We start from the raw sequence: 16,233 nt of genomic DNA, 5'->3' as shown, positions 1-16,233 counted from the left end.
CCCATGAGCAATCGTTCCGTCCGCTGCCCGCAATGCAACACGACCGCCAATGTTCCCCCGTCGGTGGTGACCGCTCGATGCCCATCGTGCGGCCATGTTTTTGGTGTTGCATACGCTCAAGTCGCAGCGGAACCGCAGGCCGCATCGGCGAAGCCGAGGAAGAAGAAAGCTTCTTCGCCGGCCGGTGACATCAACGTGCCGCTGCTGGCCGGGGTATTGGTCGGAGTCCTGGTTTTCGCGATGGTCGGGGTGCTGGCGGTCATGTTCGTGGGCGGCTCCGATTCTGACGCGTCATCCGAGACGAGCGGGTCTCAGACATCGGACGTGGCATCCACGGAAGATGACAAACCGGTCCTGGTCGTACTCAGCGAAGAGGAACTCGCGGCATTGCCGATCGCAAGCGTCCCTGAAAGCAAACGCCGTGCGATTTACGATCAAATTCGCGACTCCGCCCGGACCACGATCGAGGCACCATTGCTGGTTCCCGACGGAAATCCAGTGCGTTCGACAATGGAGAAAAGCCAGCAAGCCATCCATGACAATTCGATGCGTCAGTTGGCAGCTCTGCACGATATCTCGATGGACGACATCGCGTTGATCACCGCCGAAGGCGACGCGAAAAATTGGGATCCCAGTCCGCGGAGTCACGCCCGTCGCAATGGCGAGCGACTCTATCCCGAAGAACGCAGTCGCGGTTGGAAGGGCAAGAGCAAAGGCAACTGACAATCGCACCGCTCGTGTTTCACGACTGGTCTTTCACGCCTCTTTGAACTCGCATCTGAAGAGACCGTGAATACACTGAGCGTGGATCGACAGCACGTCACCAGGAAAATGTCTCGGCGGAACGTTCCTGGATGGCCACTCCCTCAACGGATTCTCAGCACCACGGATTGATGGCCAAACGCAAACCGGATCTCGATTCTCTCTCTGACGAGCAATTGCTCGATCTACGGATATGTGACCTGGGTGTCACGATTGCCAATTCGCCGCTGAAGAAACGCATCGAGCAACTCAACGCTGAGCTCGCCGACCGCGATCTCCGATTCACTCCCCACTGTTGGTTAAGTGAAGATTGGTTTTCACCCGATGAAATCCCTGGGATCGCCATTCCGTTTTATTTGGCACATCCCCGGCTCATGCGACTGGAACGAAAGCAGTTGCTGGAGGTCGAAGGTGGCACCCACGAATGGTGCATGAAAATTTTGCGGCACGAAGCCGGCCATGCAATCGACACCGCGTTTCGATTGCGGCGCAAGGCGATCTACCGCAACACATTCGGCAAAACCTCGCTGCCTTACCCAGAATACTATCAGCCCAAGCCGTCCAGCCGCGACTACGTTTTGCACCTCGACATGTGGTACGCTCAGGTCCACCCGCTGGAGGATTTCGCCGAAACATTCGCGGTTTGGTTGCGGCCCGGTTCGCGTTGGCGAACTCGCTACAAAGATTGGCCAGCGATCGAAAAGTTGAAGATGGTGAACGAACTCATGACGTCGCTTCAAGGCAAAAAGCCTCGCGTGCAATGCCGGGCGACCTTGGACCCTATCAGTCGCATTCGCAAGACACTGCGAACGCACTACGAACGCAAACGCCAGCACTACGGACTGGATCTACCCAGCGTCTACGACAACGACCTCCGGCGTTTGTTCTCTTCCGACGACGCCCACCGCCGTAACGTCACCGCGGCCGCATTTCTAAGCCGCATTCGAACCGAACTGCGTGGTTCCGTCGCCAAATGGACCGGCGAATACGCTTACACGATCGATCAAGTCATCCAAGAAATGATCGAACGTTGCCGCGAACTGCAGCTTCGACTTGGTGCGTCCCCGGAAGAAACCAAACGAGATGCCATGATCCTGGTCGCCGTCCGCACGACAAACTTCCTTCACGAAGGAGGCCATCGTGCAGCGGTCTAAAACGAGCGAATCCAGCTCCCCTCGACCCTTCGAGGTCGTGCAGTTTTCAAGTGCCGCTTTTCGGCAGCTTTACACACGGCGTACCTCTCCCGAAACAAAGTTTGGGGAGAGGTCGAGCGACGCCGTTCAGGCGTACGCGAGGGTGAGGGCCGAGCACGGGAAAAAACGCGTACTACCCTCCCCGGAATTCTCGCTGAACGCTCGCATTCCGACCCTCCCCAACTCCGTTCAGGAGGGTGACTTCAACCTTGCGAGCACGGCACTTCAAAACTGCACGACCTCCTTCCAAGGGGAGGGTGAAGTAAAACGGCACGACCTCTTCGCCGCAGGAACTCTGTCATGAGCAAATTGCGTGTGCTGGTTTTGGTCCGAGAAGGCAACGTTCCACCGGATACCCTGGAAGGATTCACCGACAAAGAATCCGACCCATGGAAGGCGGAATACGACGTCTGCGAAACCCTTCGTGGGCTCGGGCATGAGGTTTTGCCACTGGGCATCTTTGACGATCTGGCCCCGATTCGTGCGGCACTACAGAACTTTCAACCCAACATCACCTACATGTTGTTGGAAGAGTTCTACGGTGTGGTCACGTACGATTTCGCCGTGATCAGCTATCTCGAATTGATGCAGCAACCCTACAGCGGATGCAACCCGCGAGGATTGATGCTCAGCAAAGACAAGGCATTGTCGAAAAAACTGCTGATGTATCACCGCATCCCAACGCCACGCTTCGCGGTGTTTCCCAACGGCCGTGCGGTGCGTCGTCCGAAAAAGCTCGAGTTCCCCTTGTTCGTCAAATCGACCATCGAGGATGCTTCGTTCGGGATCGCTCAAGCCTCGATTGTGCACAACGACGAATCACTCGCCGAACGAGTCGCATTCTTACACGAGAAAACTGGCGGCGACGTGATCGTCGAACAGTACATCGAAGGCCGCGAATTGTATGTCGGCGTGATGGGCAACACTCGATTGGTGACCTTTCCCGCCTGGGAAATGGACTTTGGAAAAATGCCTGACGAGTCCGCACGAATCGCGACCAGCCGCGTCAAATGGGACCGGAAATACCAGGAGAAACACGACATCACTTGTCATGCCGCCGAAGGCTTGACCGAGCTCCAGCAAAAGCACATTGCCAAACTTTGCAAACGGGTTTATCGAGCGCTTCACATGAGCGGCTACGCTCGCATGGATCTGCGGATGACTCCCACAGGCGAGGTCTTCGTAATCGAGGCCAATGCGAACCCCAATATCGAATACGGGGAAGACTTCGCGGAATCCGCCGAAGCCGCCGGAATCCCTTACGAATCGTTGATCCAACGCATTCTCAACCTCGGGTTGAGCTACCGAGCCGCTTGGATGGGTTGAGCTTGGGCTGATAAAGATGAAATCAACAAGGCGGTTTGGGCGGTTTCCGACGAATGATATTGATTCGGCGTTTGTCGCTATTGAAAAAGTTAAAGTGCAAATTGACAAATGTAAAATGCCGGAATGCGTGGATGAATTCGCATCAATTTGCATTTTTCAATGAGTTGCATTCGGTTCGCGCACTTACCACCCTGCCAAGATTTTCATCAGCCCAGGGTGAGCCCCTGATCCGTCGGCGAGACCCTGAAATCGTCCCCGGCGATTCTTTCCAATCTTGCCTAACCAGACTCTCGTTTGTGGCGATGAATTTCGGTGCCAATTGTTCCGATGGGAACCACTGGATGGATCGGTCACCGCCAATGCACGTCGCCAGACGAGCCAAGCTAGGAAGGGTCTCAGGCAATGCCTTTGAAGAAGCTGTGGAATTCGCTGCGTGGAGTCACTCCTCAACCAAAGGTGACTCTCGAGGCTGCCCCTGCGACCACGTCGCCGGGTACTACCCAACCCGAGCCGGCTGCTCGCAAGAAAACGGCCAGCAAGCCATCCGAGAAGACGACGATGGCTGCTTCCAAACCGGTCGCTGCACCGCAGGCGAGCGTCCCGACACCGACATCCGTTGCGAAATCCAAACCGGCCGTAGCAGCACGCGGCGTCTTGTCGATGCTGTCGCGAGGCGAGCACGACGCGTTGGTCAAAACACTGACCAAGCTTCAACCGTCCAGCATCTTGGAAATCGGCGTCGGCGACGGTTCGCGAACTCCGGCTGTCGTGCATGCGTTGGCCGAGACCAACCCGGCACTCAAGTATGCCGTGATCGATCAATTCGAAATGGTTGGCGGCACAGTCAAACTGCGTGACTTCCACGGCCAATTGGCGGGACTCGCGATTCGTCCCTCCATCGTTCCCGAAAACGCGGCTCGAGGAGTCGTGACGGTGCTGCACCGCCTGGGCATGATGGACGCGATCATTCTCGATCCATCGCTCGATGCCGAGACGTTGGCGGAACTCGACACGGTGCTGAGCAAGGTCTCGTATGCCGACACGATGATCCTGCGTCAAACCAACGGCAAATGGCAATCCACGGCGTCGAACTCGACAACGCTTCGCGCCACTCGCCGAGCCGCCTAATTGGGCCCAGCCCAGGCGATTGAAGCACTTGTTCCCCGTACGATGGACTTCCAAGTCCGTCGGCGTGATTCCAAAGCGGCAACAAACGCTTTGGCAGCGAACGCTGACGCATCGTCTTCGCCACCAACCGATCATCGCGTCAACGCGGTGTCGTCAACGGTTGGGTTCTTGGTCTGGCCAGGCTGCGTTCGAGCAGCCTGTTCGAATTCGTTCGCCCACCATTCGACCGATCTGGCTTGCGTCCATCGCCCGGCTTCCGGCAGTGACTCCAGTGCCGCGGTGCACTCTGCAACCGTTTGAAATCGCTTCGATGCGGAACGATCCAAGCAACGCATCAAGATATCCTGTAATGCAGTCGGCAATCGACGTTGCAAGCGATCTTCAGGACGAGGTGGGTTTTGCTCGAGCTGTTTCAAACACAGGTCGATCACCGAGTCACCTTCGAAGATCGGACGCCCGGTCAGCAACGCGTAGCCAACTGACCCGATCGAATAGATGTCCGCACGAGGTGAAGCGGCGGCGGGATCACGAATGGTTTCGGGTGCCATGTAAAGCGGCGTGCCCGTCATCGAGTCGGCACGCGTCACGCCTTCTTGAAGCGTTAAATTCGAATCACCGCCGATGTCTTTGACCAATCCAAAATCCAACACCTTGATGTGATCCCAAAGACCACCGTGTGCGCTCACTAGAATGTTCGCCGGCTTGATGTCTCGATGAATCAAACCGGCGTTGTGGGCTTCCGAGATCGACCCGCAGATCTGCAGCAAGAAATGCACTGTTCGCTCGGGCGTTTGAGGCCCGTAGTAATCAATCAATTGTTGCAGCGAGATGCCGTCGATGTATTCCATCACGTAGTAGAACGTTTCGGCAGGATCCACTTCCTCGCCGATTCGCGAACTTCCGATCTGAGATTCGCCGGTTTCCGCACTGCACTGACCAAAGTCATAAATCGCGATCGTATTTGGATGTCTCAACGTCGACGTCAACTGAACTTCGCGATGAAACCGCGCCACCGATCGAGTCGACAATCGCTCACCTTCCAGCACCTTGATCGCGACATCGCGGCGTAAGTATTCGTGCTGGCCTCGATATACCGATCCCATCCCACCAACACCCAACAATTCCAAAATTCGGTATTGCCCGATTCGGCGACCATCGCCTTCTTCTTCTGCTGCCATTGGAGGTTTGCGAATCGCTCGGTGCCGTGAATACGCGATCAAACTCAACGCGATTCCGGATAACGTCACCACACCGGCAAGAGTTGCAATGAGAACTCGCCGAAGAATCGTCGCTGGTTGATACGCTTCCGCCACATCGATTTCGGTCGCGACCGCCATGTCGAATTCCGGCAACCATTTCCACGCGCCCACAACCATTGCGCCGCGATAGTTGCGGTACCCTTCCAACTCCATCCCGTCGGCACGGCGAGTCGCCTGATCGGCCATTCGAGTCAGGGGCAATTGCTGCATTGGAATCGTGAGCTGATCGCTGGCCAGAACATCAGCCCCGGGATCACGCATCTGATAATTCAACACGCTGTACTCGGGAAACCCTTTCTCGGCCAATTGAACTTCAAACCGACTGGTTGAAAGCATTCGCCCGCGACCATCAATCGCGTACGACTCATCTGTTTCCCCCGACTGCGTGATCTTCAACAAATCACTGAATCGGTCGTCGGCTTCCATCACCCAACCAAACGCCCCGAAGCACTGATTGCGGTCCATCAAGGGTGACATCGACACCATGACCACGGTCTGACTTTCAGTTTCCCCCAAACGCTGTGGCATCGCCAGGGTCGACTTTCCGCCGATCAATCGCTCGTGATTGAGTTTCGAAAACTCGACTTTCAACCCGATGATCGATTCGCGACTGCTGGCCAAAACGACTCCGTCGCGACTCATCACCAGCCACGGAACGGTCCCGATCAACTCTGGGATTATCACACGCAGCTCGTGTCGAATCGACTCACCTTCATACGGGGTCAGCTCGTCGTCACCACGCAACAATTGCAAACTAAGTTGGCGGACGCGTTCGTCCCGTGAGTAACGTTCCGATTCGCCTTGCAAATCAGAAAACATCATTTCCAACGAATGCACGTTGGCCGCCAAAACAGACTGCAACGAATGAGCGACCAAGTTTTCGGTCGCGCGTTGTATCGCTGATGCCAAGATGGCCCCGGCCATACACGCGGTTATCAAAACCACCAGGACGGAGATCCCGGTCGCGACACGCCGCCGTGTGAACCACGGAACCAGTGGCATCGATGGCCGAAAACCGGTGTCGGAAAGTACGCCAGGCACGTCATCTGAATCGACGACGGAGAACGACCTTTCGTTTCCAGTCGTCTTCAGATGTCTCACCCGGTTCGCCAAGCCATCACCCGCATACCGATCAATCGACGACTTGCCAATCGAATGAGGCGTGTCGGCACTTTGCGGGTCATCTGGCATGGAGCATGCATCGGTTCGCCTGGGAACCGATCTCAGCAGTTCAAAGAACTAGGGGGTGGAAACCCACCACTCTAGTCTTCCTCACGCAACTTCGCGAGCGAGGAAAGGTCCTCCAGCGTCGATGTGTCACCCACCAATTCGCGTCCCGCGGCAACATCTCGCAACAATCGCCGCATAATTTTGCCGCTGCGAGTCTTCGGAAGTGCCGCGGTGAAGCGGATATCATCGGGCTGAGCCAACGCACCGATCTGTTTTCGCACGTGCTGCTTCAATTCATTTCGAAACTCGTCGTCGTGCCCCCGATCGTTGGAAGTGACAAATGCCGCGATGGCTTGTCCCTTCAAATCGTGAGGTCGCCCCACGACAGCGGCTTCGCAAACATCGGGATGAGAAACTAAGGCGGATTCCACCTCGATCGTGCTCAACCGGTGCCCGGACACGTTGATCACATCATCGATGCGTCCCATGATCCAGTAGTAGCCATCGGTATCGCAACGTGCGTTGTCACCCGTCAAATACTTGTCGGGCACGTCCGACCAATACTGCTCGACAAAGCGTTCTTCATCGCCGTAGATCCCACGCAACATTCCGGGCCAAGGTTGCGAAATACAAAGTTTGCCGCCGTGTTCGCTGTCCACTGAATTGCCGAGTTCATCGACGATGCTGGGCACAACTCCTGGCAAGGGGCGGGTGCAGGACCCTGGTTTAGTGGGCGTGATTCCTGGCAGCGGGCTCATCATGATGCCGCCCGTTTCGGTTTGCCACCAAGTGTCGACGATCGGACATTTTTCCCCGCCGATCTTTTTGTGGTACCACATCCAGGCTTCCGGATTGATTCCTTCGCCGACACTTCCCAGCAATCTCAGGCTGGACAAATCGTGCTTGTCGACATGTTCGTCGCCCCACTTAATAAAGGCTCGAACAGCCGTCGGTGCTGTGTAAAGAATGCTGACCTTGTGGCGCTCGACGATATCCCAAAAGCGATCTTCGGCGGGGAAGTTTGGAGCGCCTTCGTACATCAAACATGTCGCCCCAGCTGACAACGGTCCGTAGACGATGTAGCTGTGCCCGGTGATCCAACCACAATCGGCGGTGCACCAGTAAATATCGTCTTCGCGATGATCGAACACCCACTCGAACGTTCGTTTGGCCCACAGGTTGTATCCCGCGGTGGTATGTAGGATGCCCTTGGGTTTACCTGTGCTGCCGGAGGTGTAAAGAATGAACAGTGGCGTTTCGCTGTCGAGCGGCTCGGCGGCCATCTGGCCAGGTTGATTCTCGACTACATCGTGCCACCAAACGTCACGACCTTCCTGCATGGGGGCATCGTCGCCAGTCCGGCGAAGCACCAAGCATTTTTCAACCGTCGGTGACTTTTCAAGCGCCTCGTCCACGGTCGCTTTGAGCGGCAACACTTTGCCGCGGCGATACAGACCGTCGGAAGTGATAACCAACTTAGCCGATGCATCATTGTTTCGTTCCGCAATCGATTCCGCACTGAATCCCGCGAAGATCACCGAGTGAATCGCGCCGATTCGAGCACACGCCAGCATCGCGACGGCGAGTTCGGGCGTCATCGGCATATAAATGCTGACGACGTCGCCGACGCCAATCCCGAGCTGCGTCAAACCTTCAGCACACTTGGCAACTTCGGTTTGCAATTCGGCGTAGGTCAGCGTTCGCTGGTCTCGCGGCTGACCGTCTTCGACCGGTTCGCCTTCCCAAATGATGGCGGTCCGGTCACCGCGTCCCGCTGCCACGTGGGCGTCAACGCTGTTGTAGCAAGCGTTGGTTTTGCCATTCACAAACCATTTCGCATGAGGCGGCTGCCAGTCGCAAACGGTGTCAAACGGTTCGAACCAATGCAAATGTTCGAGTGCTTCGGCTCGCCAAAATTCATCCGGATTTTCGCGAGCGGCGGTGGCCAGCTTTTCGTACTGTTCCTCCGTCGAGATCACCGCCTTGGAAGTGAATTCGGCCGACGGGTGAAACAAACGTTCTTCCACCAAAACGTGATCAATCGATCCCGACGCATTTGAGGATTCGGGTTGGTTGGAACTGGATTCAGACGCGGATGCGGTGGGCATGGGTCAGGATGGGGGCAATCGAGAAGCGGGGAGGGAAACACGTCAGCCCTTAGCTTAATGGGAATCGCTTCCGTTGTGGTGGAGGCGATCCAGAACCAATTCGCTACGATACACAGTTCATCCTTTTGCCTCCTTTCAACGCTCGATGATTGCTCCCATGGACTGGACCACGATTGACGCCTGCCGCACCAGCACTGAGTTGCCTCGCCCAGTCGAAATTCGCGGGTGGATCCGAACACGACGTGACAGCAAAGGCGGTTTCAGCTTCTTGGAAGTCAACGACGGCACTTCGCTGGGCAACCTGCAAGTCGTCGCCCCGGCCGAGCTGGAAAACTATGCCGAAGAAATTCAAAAATTGACGGCCGGATGCAGCGTCGTCGTCAAAGGCGAACTAGTCGAGTCCCCCGCCAAAGGCCAGGCCACCGAACTGCACGCCAACTCCGTTCGCGTCATCGGCTGGTGCGATGGAGAAACCTACCCGCTGCAAAAGAAACGGCACTCGTTCGAAAAACTTCGCGAATGGTCGCACCTGCGAGCCCGAACCAACACGCTCGGCGCGGTGATGCGAGTTCGCAACCGGATCAGCCAATCGATCCACCGCTTCTTCGACGACGAAGGATTCAACTACCTGCACACGCCGATCATCACGGCCAGCGACTGCGAAGGTGCCGGCGAGATGTTCCGCGTCACAACGCTGAACCTGGAAAAACTGGCTGGTTCGAATCGCCCCTTCGACACCAAGCAGGATTTTTTTCAAAAGCCAACCCACCTGACGGTCAGCGGCCAACTGGAAGCGGAAACCTACGCGACAGCCTTGTCCCGCGTGTACACCTTTGGCCCCACCTTCCGCGCCGAAAACAGCAACACGTCGCGGCACTTGGCTGAATTTTGGATGGTCGAACCCGAAGCCGCCTTCTACGACCTTCACGACAACATGCAATTGGCGGAAAGATTCCTCAAACGAGTCTTCTCGGATTGCCTCTCGCATTGCGGCGAAGACATGGAGTTCTTCAACGAGCGCATCGAAAAAGGAAAAATCGACCAACTCAAATCGGTGATCGAAAAACCATTCGAACACATGACCTACACCGATGCGGTTGAACGTTTACTTGCTTGCGATGAAAAGTTCGAATACCCGGTCGAGTGGGGCACGGACCTCCAAGCCGAACACGAACGGTATTTGACCAGCGTCGTCGGCGGCCCAGTCATCCTGACGGACTACCCGTCCTCGATCAAACCGTTCTACATGCGAGTCAGCGACGACGGCAAAACGGTCGCCGCGATGGACGTTTTGGTTCCCGGTGTCGGCGAAATCATCGGCGGATCACAACGCGAGGAACGTCTTGATGTGCTGCAACGCCGCATGGCCGAAGGCGGCTTGGACGAATCGGAATACTGGTGGTACGTCGACCTGCGTCGCTACGGCACCGTGCCCCACGCGGGATTCGGCTTGGGACTGGAACGAGCCGTCCAGTATGTCACCGGCATGGCCAATATTCGCGACGTGATCCCGTTTCCACGCACACCGGGCAACGCCGAATTTTGATGTCCAGTGCCGTTTGCCGATTGGCACCTTCGCCAACGGGAGCCCAGCACCTCGGCAACGCGAGAACATTCCTGATCGCGTACTGGAGTGCTCGCTCCCAAAACGCGCGTTTGATTTTGCGGATCGAAGACATCGATTCGCCACGCATTAAACCGTGGGCCACCGAACAAGCCATCACAGACCTGAGATGGCTCGGCATCGATTGGGACGGCGACCCGATCATCCAAACCGAACGCTCGCCGCTGTACGACCGGGCCCGCGAACAATTGCTCGACGCCGGTCGCGTGTACCCATGCAGTTGCACACGTCGCGACATCGAAGCCGCCGCGTCAGCACCGCATGAAAGCACCGCCTCGGGATGGACGCCCGATGCACCGGTCTACCCCGGCACATGTGCGGGCTGGAAAAACGGCGACCCGTTGCCGGAAGACAAACCGTTCTGCTTTCGCTTTCGAATGCATGCGAAACCCGATCGTTTCTACGACCGAGTCCACGGCGAAGTCACCTGCGATCCCATTCAAGACATCGGCGACTTTCCCATCACTCGAAAAGCCGAAACAGCAGCAGACTGCTTGGCGGCGTATCAACTCGCGGTCGTCATCGATGACATCGACGCGGGAGTCACGGAAGTCGTCCGCGGCGACGATTTAATCCTCAGCACGTTTCGGCAACTTCAACTCTACGAAGCATTGGGGCATTCCCCACCCAGCCACGCCCACGTGCCGCTGGTCACCGGCACCGACGGTCGCCGGCTCGCCAAACGTCACGGCGACACACGCCTGTCACATTTTCGCGAACAAGGCATGACGCCTGAAACGATCGTCCGCTGGGCCGCGAAAACATCGGGACTTTGCCCCGATTCGGATGACTCGCTAAAAGACATGACGCTCGATCAAATCCACCAAAAACTGATCGGTCAATTCGACTGGGTTCGCATCCAACGCCAACCAACCATCGTCGACGACTTCGGCTCGTCAACGGACTGACGAAACATCAGAGCATCTTTCACGATCAACTCATATTGCCCCACGTACGATGGACTTCCAAGTCCGTCGTACCCAAATGCTGCACTAAGCCGTCTTGTGATGGAGAGAACCGCGGCTAACGCCGTGCGGCTAATATTGTCGCGGCCAACTAACTCTGAACCGCCACCACGACACGTCCGCGGTGATCACTCTGTCCCCAATTTTTCGCGGTCTCGATCACGTCATCGAGCTGGATCTCGTTGGTCATGGTTTCCAATTTCGCCAGGTCCAAATCTTCCACCAAACGCTGCCAAGCTTCCGAGCGTCGAGGCTGCTTGCACTGGACACTGTCGATGCCGACCAACGTCACGCCTCGCAGAATGAACGGAGCCACCGTCGCGGGGAATTCCATGCCACCAGCCAACCCACACGCCGTCACGATGCCGTCGTACTTCGTCGATGCACAGATGTTCGCCAGCGTGTGACTGCCGACGACATCCACCGCGGCCGCCCAACGTTCTTTGCCCAACGGTTTGCCGGCTTCGGAAAACTCTGAGCGCGGCAGCACTTCGCTCGCACCGAGTTCTTTCAAATAGTCCGCCGCTTCTGGACGCCCTGAAACCGCCGCGACTTCATAACCCAGTTTCGACAGCAACCCAATCGCGACGCTGCCAACACCCCCGCCAGCACCGGTCACCAAGATCGGCCCTTGGTCGGGCGTAACACCGCCACGTTCCAACGCCATCACGCACAGCATCGCGGTGAAGCCAGCCGTCCCGATCGCCATCGATTGACGCATCGTCAATCCTTCTGGAAGCGGCACCAACCAATCACCCGGCACACGAGCCAATTCGGCGTACCCGCCCCAGTGGGCTTCGCCAATTCCATAGCCCGTCACCAAGACCTCTTGGCCGACTTGATAGCGATCGTCGTCGCTGGATTCGACGACGCCAGCCAAATCGATTCCGGGCACCATGGGGTACGAACGAATCACCGGCATCTTTCCCGTGATCGCCAACACGTCTTTGTAGTTGAAGCTGGACCAGTGCACTCGCACGGTCACATTGCCCTCGGGCAATTGTTGCTCATCAATGTCTTGCAACGTCGCGCTGATATCCTTGTCGTTCTTCGTGACCAAGACGCCTCGCATGGCAGTATTCCTGTGGTTGTGGGGGAGATGATCACAAACTCTACCAATGCAGATTCTCCCTCGACATCCGCCGATCCCCAGCCCGGCACGATCCATAGAGCCCTTTCGCAATCCGATCGCGTCTCACCCCGGAAAACACGGCGTTTCTGATTTTCTTGTGTCCACTCGAATAGAAGCCGCCCACCGGCTGAAATACGATGCCTCGTCTCGCTTCCCCACCCCATCTTCCCCAGATGAATCCCATGCGTTTGCCAGCTTTCGCACTCCACCTGCTTCTCGCCAGTTGCGTCGTGATCGGCCATTCCTTCGTTCATGCCGACGAAGCGTCTCCCCAAACACCGAGGCAGCGGGAGGTCACCGAGCTTCGTTTCCAAGTCGACGCGCTGGCAGACAATCCCGTCGACACACCGTTCTCCGCAACCTTCACAGACGAAGCCGGCCAAACACTCAAAGTCCCCGGCTTCTACGACGGCGACCAAACCTATTGTATTCGGTTCACACCGTCCGCCGCAGGCAAGTGGACATACCAAACGGCTTCACCCAACACCGAGCTCAACGCTCAAACCGGCACGCTGAATGTTGCCGCGGCCGCTGACGAACGTCGTGGCGGAATTGAGCTTGATCCGAGCAACGATCGCCAATTCCAATTTCAAAACGGAGACCGCTATTACCCGATCGCGTTTGAATGCGATTGGCTGTTTGCGCTCGACGCTGAAAATGCGGGCGACATCCCCAAGACGCGGCAGTTCGTCGACACGCTGGCCGAAAACGGTTTCAACCAAGTCGTCCTAAACGTGTTTGCTTACGACGTCAAATGGGCCAAGGACGATCGTTTGGATTCCAAGTACGAATACGGCAGCCCCAACGTCTATCCGTTTGCGGGCGACAACGAATCACCTGATCATTCGAAGCTCAACATCGAATACTTCCAACGACTCGACCGAGTGATCGAATACCTCGATCAAAAGGGCATCGCCGCTCACCTGATGGTCTACGTCTGGAATAAACGCGTGAACTGGCCAGAAGCCAACTCAGACGCCGACAACCGCTATTTCGATTACGTCGTCCGCCGGTACCAAGCCTACCCCAACCTGATTTGGGACATCTCCAAAGAAGCTCTCGGATACGGTCACAACGACGTCACCTATATCCACGGCCGCATCAAGCGTCTGCGTGAGCTGGATGCCTACCAACGTTTGATCACCGTGCATGACTACGGCTACTGCCGACGCTTCGCCGACAAAATTGATTTTGTCTCCGTTCAGCTTTGGCAATCCGAACTCTACCACGTAATGCGAGAAGTCTGCAAAAACATCCCCGGCAAACCGATCCTCAACATCGAACACGGTGGCTACGAAAAAGGCCCCTACGTCGTCTTCAGCGGCAACTACACATCACCGGAAGTCTGCCTCGAACGAGCCTACCAGTGCGTCTTCGCAGGCACGTTCCCAACTCATTACTGGCAAGGCGCCGCGTGGAATGTCATCGTTCCCGACATCACCGAACTCGACCCCGAAGATCGCCCGCGATTGGACTACTACCGCCACCTGCAAACTCTGGTTGAAAAGTACGACCTTGGCAATTTGATCGCCGGTGACAAACGCAGCAACGCTGGCTTCTGCCTCCACAACGACAAGGGGCAAATCCTCTACTATGTCCCCAAAGAAAATGACTTCTTGGGACTGCGACTGCCCAGCGAAGTCCGCGGGCAAACGATGAACTTGACCTGGTTCAATCCCTTCGACGGCACGTTCAGCGAAACGACCCAGCAGAAGATCGAACAATGGCCGGCGGTGAAAGTCCCTGGCGGAGATGGTTTCCGAATCTTGATCCTGAACCATCCCGTCGCCAGCGAGTGAATGACCTTACACGGCCACAGGAACCCGTTGCAGGAACTCCAGCGTCGCACTGGCGAACTCTTCCGGGTTGTCTTGCGGAACCCAGTGCGAGCAGTCTTTCATCGGATGCAGTTCCGCGTGAGGCATGTCCTTCACCAACTGCTCCGCCGTGCTGATCGGCTGCCATTTGTCGTCTTCGCCCCACAGCAGTAGCGTCGGTTGCTGCATTTGGCCCAGACGACTGGTCAGCGGAGTGGTGTGGTTCGTGTTCAAACTCGCCGCGTTGCGAACCAAGCTCACGATTCCGTCGCGTTCTTGGTAGGGCGTCACGATGCCTTCCTTGAACTCTTCGGTGAGTCGTTCCGAACGCGACAAACCAAACTGAAAACTCCCGACCAACTTCTCGGTCATCTCTTCCGGTTTCATCTTCGCGTTGCGAGGGTGCCCCATCGCGAGCATCTCATCCACAGGCCAACTGTCGTAGGCGACGCTGTTGGACAACACCATCGATCGCACCAGTTCAGGCTTTCGGTCCGCCAGGATCAGTGCCACGCCGCCACCAATGTCGTGAGCAACGAAGTGGGCACTTTCGACGTCCAAGTGTTCCAGGAAACGCTCGACGAAGTCAGCCTGAAATTCAATCGAACGATCAAACTGGTCGCGGCGATCGGAGTACCCATAACCAATCATGTCCGGCGCGATGACTCGGTAGTGCTGAGCCAGCGTGTCGATCACATCGTGGAACAGGAACGACCAGGTTGGGATGCCATGCAACAACAGAATGGGCTCGCCCTCGCCCACGTCAGTGTAAGCGACGTCCAGCGGTTCATTGATCACGCCATCGAGCGAGATGGTTTGCTGACGTTTTCGAAATTCTTGAATATTCATCGGAGTCTCCATCAAAAGGGAAATGCATATCGTTTTTGAATGCGTGTTCAAAAACAAAATGCACAGTGATGATTCAAGTCCGCCATGCGTTCGATCCATTCACTGTCACATCAGCGACTGCGAATCAATTCCGTCAGCGTCGCCAGCGTTTGCTTCGCGGTAGCCGCATCGCCACTGACACGTGCCTGCAACAACGCCCCATCGCCCAACGCGACGGTGAGCCGAGCCAACGATTTCGCGGACGGTTTGGTCGCAATCGCACCTGTTTTCATCGCTTGTTGATAAGTCTTGGCAAACTCGTTCACCATACGTTGGGTCGAGTTAGCCATCCGATCCGCGATGGCCGCATTTTTCGGGCCAATCTCACCGCCCGTGTTGACCAACAAGCATCCGCGATGGTCAGGTGCCTTTGCATCGGCTTCCCATCGAGCCAACACTTTCGCGATCCGGTCCAATGGTTCGCCTTCGCCGCGAAGCAACTCGATCACTTCATTGACGCGGTGATCGATGTAGCACTGAATAGCTTTTTCAAAGATGGCCGCCTTGTCACCGAACGCATTCACCAAACTTTGGCGGCCTTCGCCGGTCGCGGCTTCCAATTCGCGAAAACTGGTTTGGTTGTATCCCAATCGCCAGAACACGTCGACGATCGCAAGCAAAGTCTCCTCGCGATCGAAGTTCCGTGGCCGCCCGATCCGTCGCAGTGATTCGTTTTCAACAGACATGGAACGGGGAGAGCGAGAATTCGGCGACGGGTGAAGGAAGCGACCAGCTTAAACGATGTTACCCCAATCTCCGCGAAGCTCCGCTCCTCCGCCACTCCGCGTTTCAAGATTCGCGTCAATCAACCACGCCCCGTCGCAATTGATCGGCCATCAAAAATCCCAACCAACCCTTCGC

12 protein-coding genes are annotated in these 16,233 nt (G+C 56.5%); 7 read left to right on the top strand and 5 right to left on the bottom strand.

What is annotated here, in order from left to right:
• Positions 1 to 3: 3 nt before the first annotated feature.
• The 4 genes from RE6C_RS22035 (at position 4) to RE6C_RS22015 (ending at position 4,409) form a co-directional block, all read left to right on the top strand.
• The gene (locus tag RE6C_RS22035; RefSeq protein ID WP_008660208.1) at positions 4 to 723 is read left to right on the top strand and encodes a zinc ribbon domain-containing protein; all 720 of its coding nucleotides are present in this window, start codon (positions 4 to 6) and stop codon (positions 721 to 723) included.
• Between the two features lie 131 nt (positions 724 to 854).
• A complete protein-coding gene (locus tag RE6C_RS22030; RefSeq protein WP_007327979.1) occupies positions 855 to 1,916 on the top strand; it encodes a putative zinc-binding metallopeptidase in 1,062 nt (353 codons plus the stop codon).
• 339 nt (positions 1,917 to 2,255) lie between these two features.
• The gene (locus tag RE6C_RS22020; RefSeq protein WP_008660205.1) at positions 2,256 to 3,281 is read left to right on the top strand and encodes a D-alanine--D-alanine ligase family protein; all 1,026 of its coding nucleotides are present in this window, start codon (positions 2,256 to 2,258) and stop codon (positions 3,279 to 3,281) included.
• A gap of 402 nt (positions 3,282 to 3,683) precedes the next feature.
• Entirely contained in the window at positions 3,684 to 4,409 is a 726-nt protein-coding gene (locus RE6C_RS22015; RefSeq protein ID WP_008660202.1) for a hypothetical protein, read from the top strand.
• Positions 4,410 to 4,540: 131 nt separating this feature from the next.
• On the opposite strand, the gene RE6C_RS22010 is transcribed toward RE6C_RS22015, so the two are convergent.
• Positions 4,541 to 6,859 carry a serine/threonine protein kinase gene (locus RE6C_RS22010; protein ID WP_008660201.1) on the bottom strand — a complete coding sequence of 773 codons (2,319 nt, stop codon included), beginning with the start codon at positions 6,857 to 6,859 and terminating at the stop codon, positions 4,541 to 4,543.
• A 71-nt stretch (positions 6,860 to 6,930) separates the two neighbouring features.
• Entirely contained in the window at positions 6,931 to 8,946 is a 2,016-nt protein-coding gene (gene acs / locus RE6C_RS22005; RefSeq protein ID WP_008660200.1) for an acetate--CoA ligase, read from the bottom strand.
• 145 nt (positions 8,947 to 9,091) lie between these two features.
• Here acs and asnS point away from each other — a divergent pair, with 145 nt between their 5' ends.
• Together asnS and gluQRS are read left to right on the top strand one after the other, a co-directional pair.
• Positions 9,092 to 10,492 carry an asparagine--tRNA ligase gene (asnS, locus tag RE6C_RS22000; protein WP_008660199.1) on the top strand — a complete coding sequence of 467 codons (1,401 nt, stop codon included), beginning with the start codon at positions 9,092 to 9,094 and terminating at the stop codon, positions 10,490 to 10,492.
• Positions 10,492 to 11,478 carry a tRNA glutamyl-Q(34) synthetase GluQRS gene (gluQRS, locus tag RE6C_RS21995; protein WP_008660198.1) on the top strand — a complete coding sequence of 329 codons (987 nt, stop codon included), beginning with the start codon at positions 10,492 to 10,494 and terminating at the stop codon, positions 11,476 to 11,478. Before asnS ends, gluQRS begins: the two co-directional genes overlap by 1 nt.
• Positions 11,479 to 11,626: 148 nt before the next feature.
• Here gluQRS and acuI read toward each other — a convergent pair whose 3' ends face one another.
• Positions 11,627 to 12,607, bottom strand: a complete 981-nt coding sequence (acuI, locus tag RE6C_RS21990) for an acrylyl-CoA reductase (NADPH) (protein WP_008660197.1) — start codon at positions 12,605 to 12,607, stop codon at positions 11,627 to 11,629.
• Positions 12,608 to 12,849: 242 nt separating this feature from the next.
• Here acuI and RE6C_RS21985 point away from each other — a divergent pair, with 242 nt between their 5' ends.
• Positions 12,850 to 14,466: a DUF5060 domain-containing protein gene (locus tag RE6C_RS21985; RefSeq protein ID WP_039963026.1), complete on the top strand. Its 1,617-nt coding sequence runs from the start codon at positions 12,850 to 12,852 to the stop codon at positions 14,464 to 14,466.
• Positions 14,467 to 14,472: 6 nt separating this feature from the next.
• Here the strand turns inward: RE6C_RS21985 and RE6C_RS21980 are convergent, their stop codons facing one another.
• Together RE6C_RS21980 and RE6C_RS21975 are read right to left on the bottom strand one after the other, a co-directional pair.
• Positions 14,473 to 15,333: an alpha/beta fold hydrolase gene (locus RE6C_RS21980; protein ID WP_236618423.1), complete on the bottom strand. Its 861-nt coding sequence runs from the start codon at positions 15,331 to 15,333 to the stop codon at positions 14,473 to 14,475.
• A 110-nt stretch (positions 15,334 to 15,443) separates the two neighbouring features.
• Positions 15,444 to 16,058 carry a TetR/AcrR family transcriptional regulator gene (locus RE6C_RS21975; protein ID WP_008660191.1) on the bottom strand — a complete coding sequence of 205 codons (615 nt, stop codon included), beginning with the start codon at positions 16,056 to 16,058 and terminating at the stop codon, positions 15,444 to 15,446.
• Between the last annotated feature and the right edge of the window lie 175 nt (positions 16,059 to 16,233).

Source organism: Rhodopirellula europaea 6C (assembly GCF_000338295.1).
Taxonomy (GTDB): Bacteria; Planctomycetota; Planctomycetia; order Pirellulales; family Pirellulaceae; genus Rhodopirellula; species Rhodopirellula europaea.
Note: the sequence above shows the minus strand (reverse complement) of the source record. Positions and strands in the feature narration are given on the sequence as shown.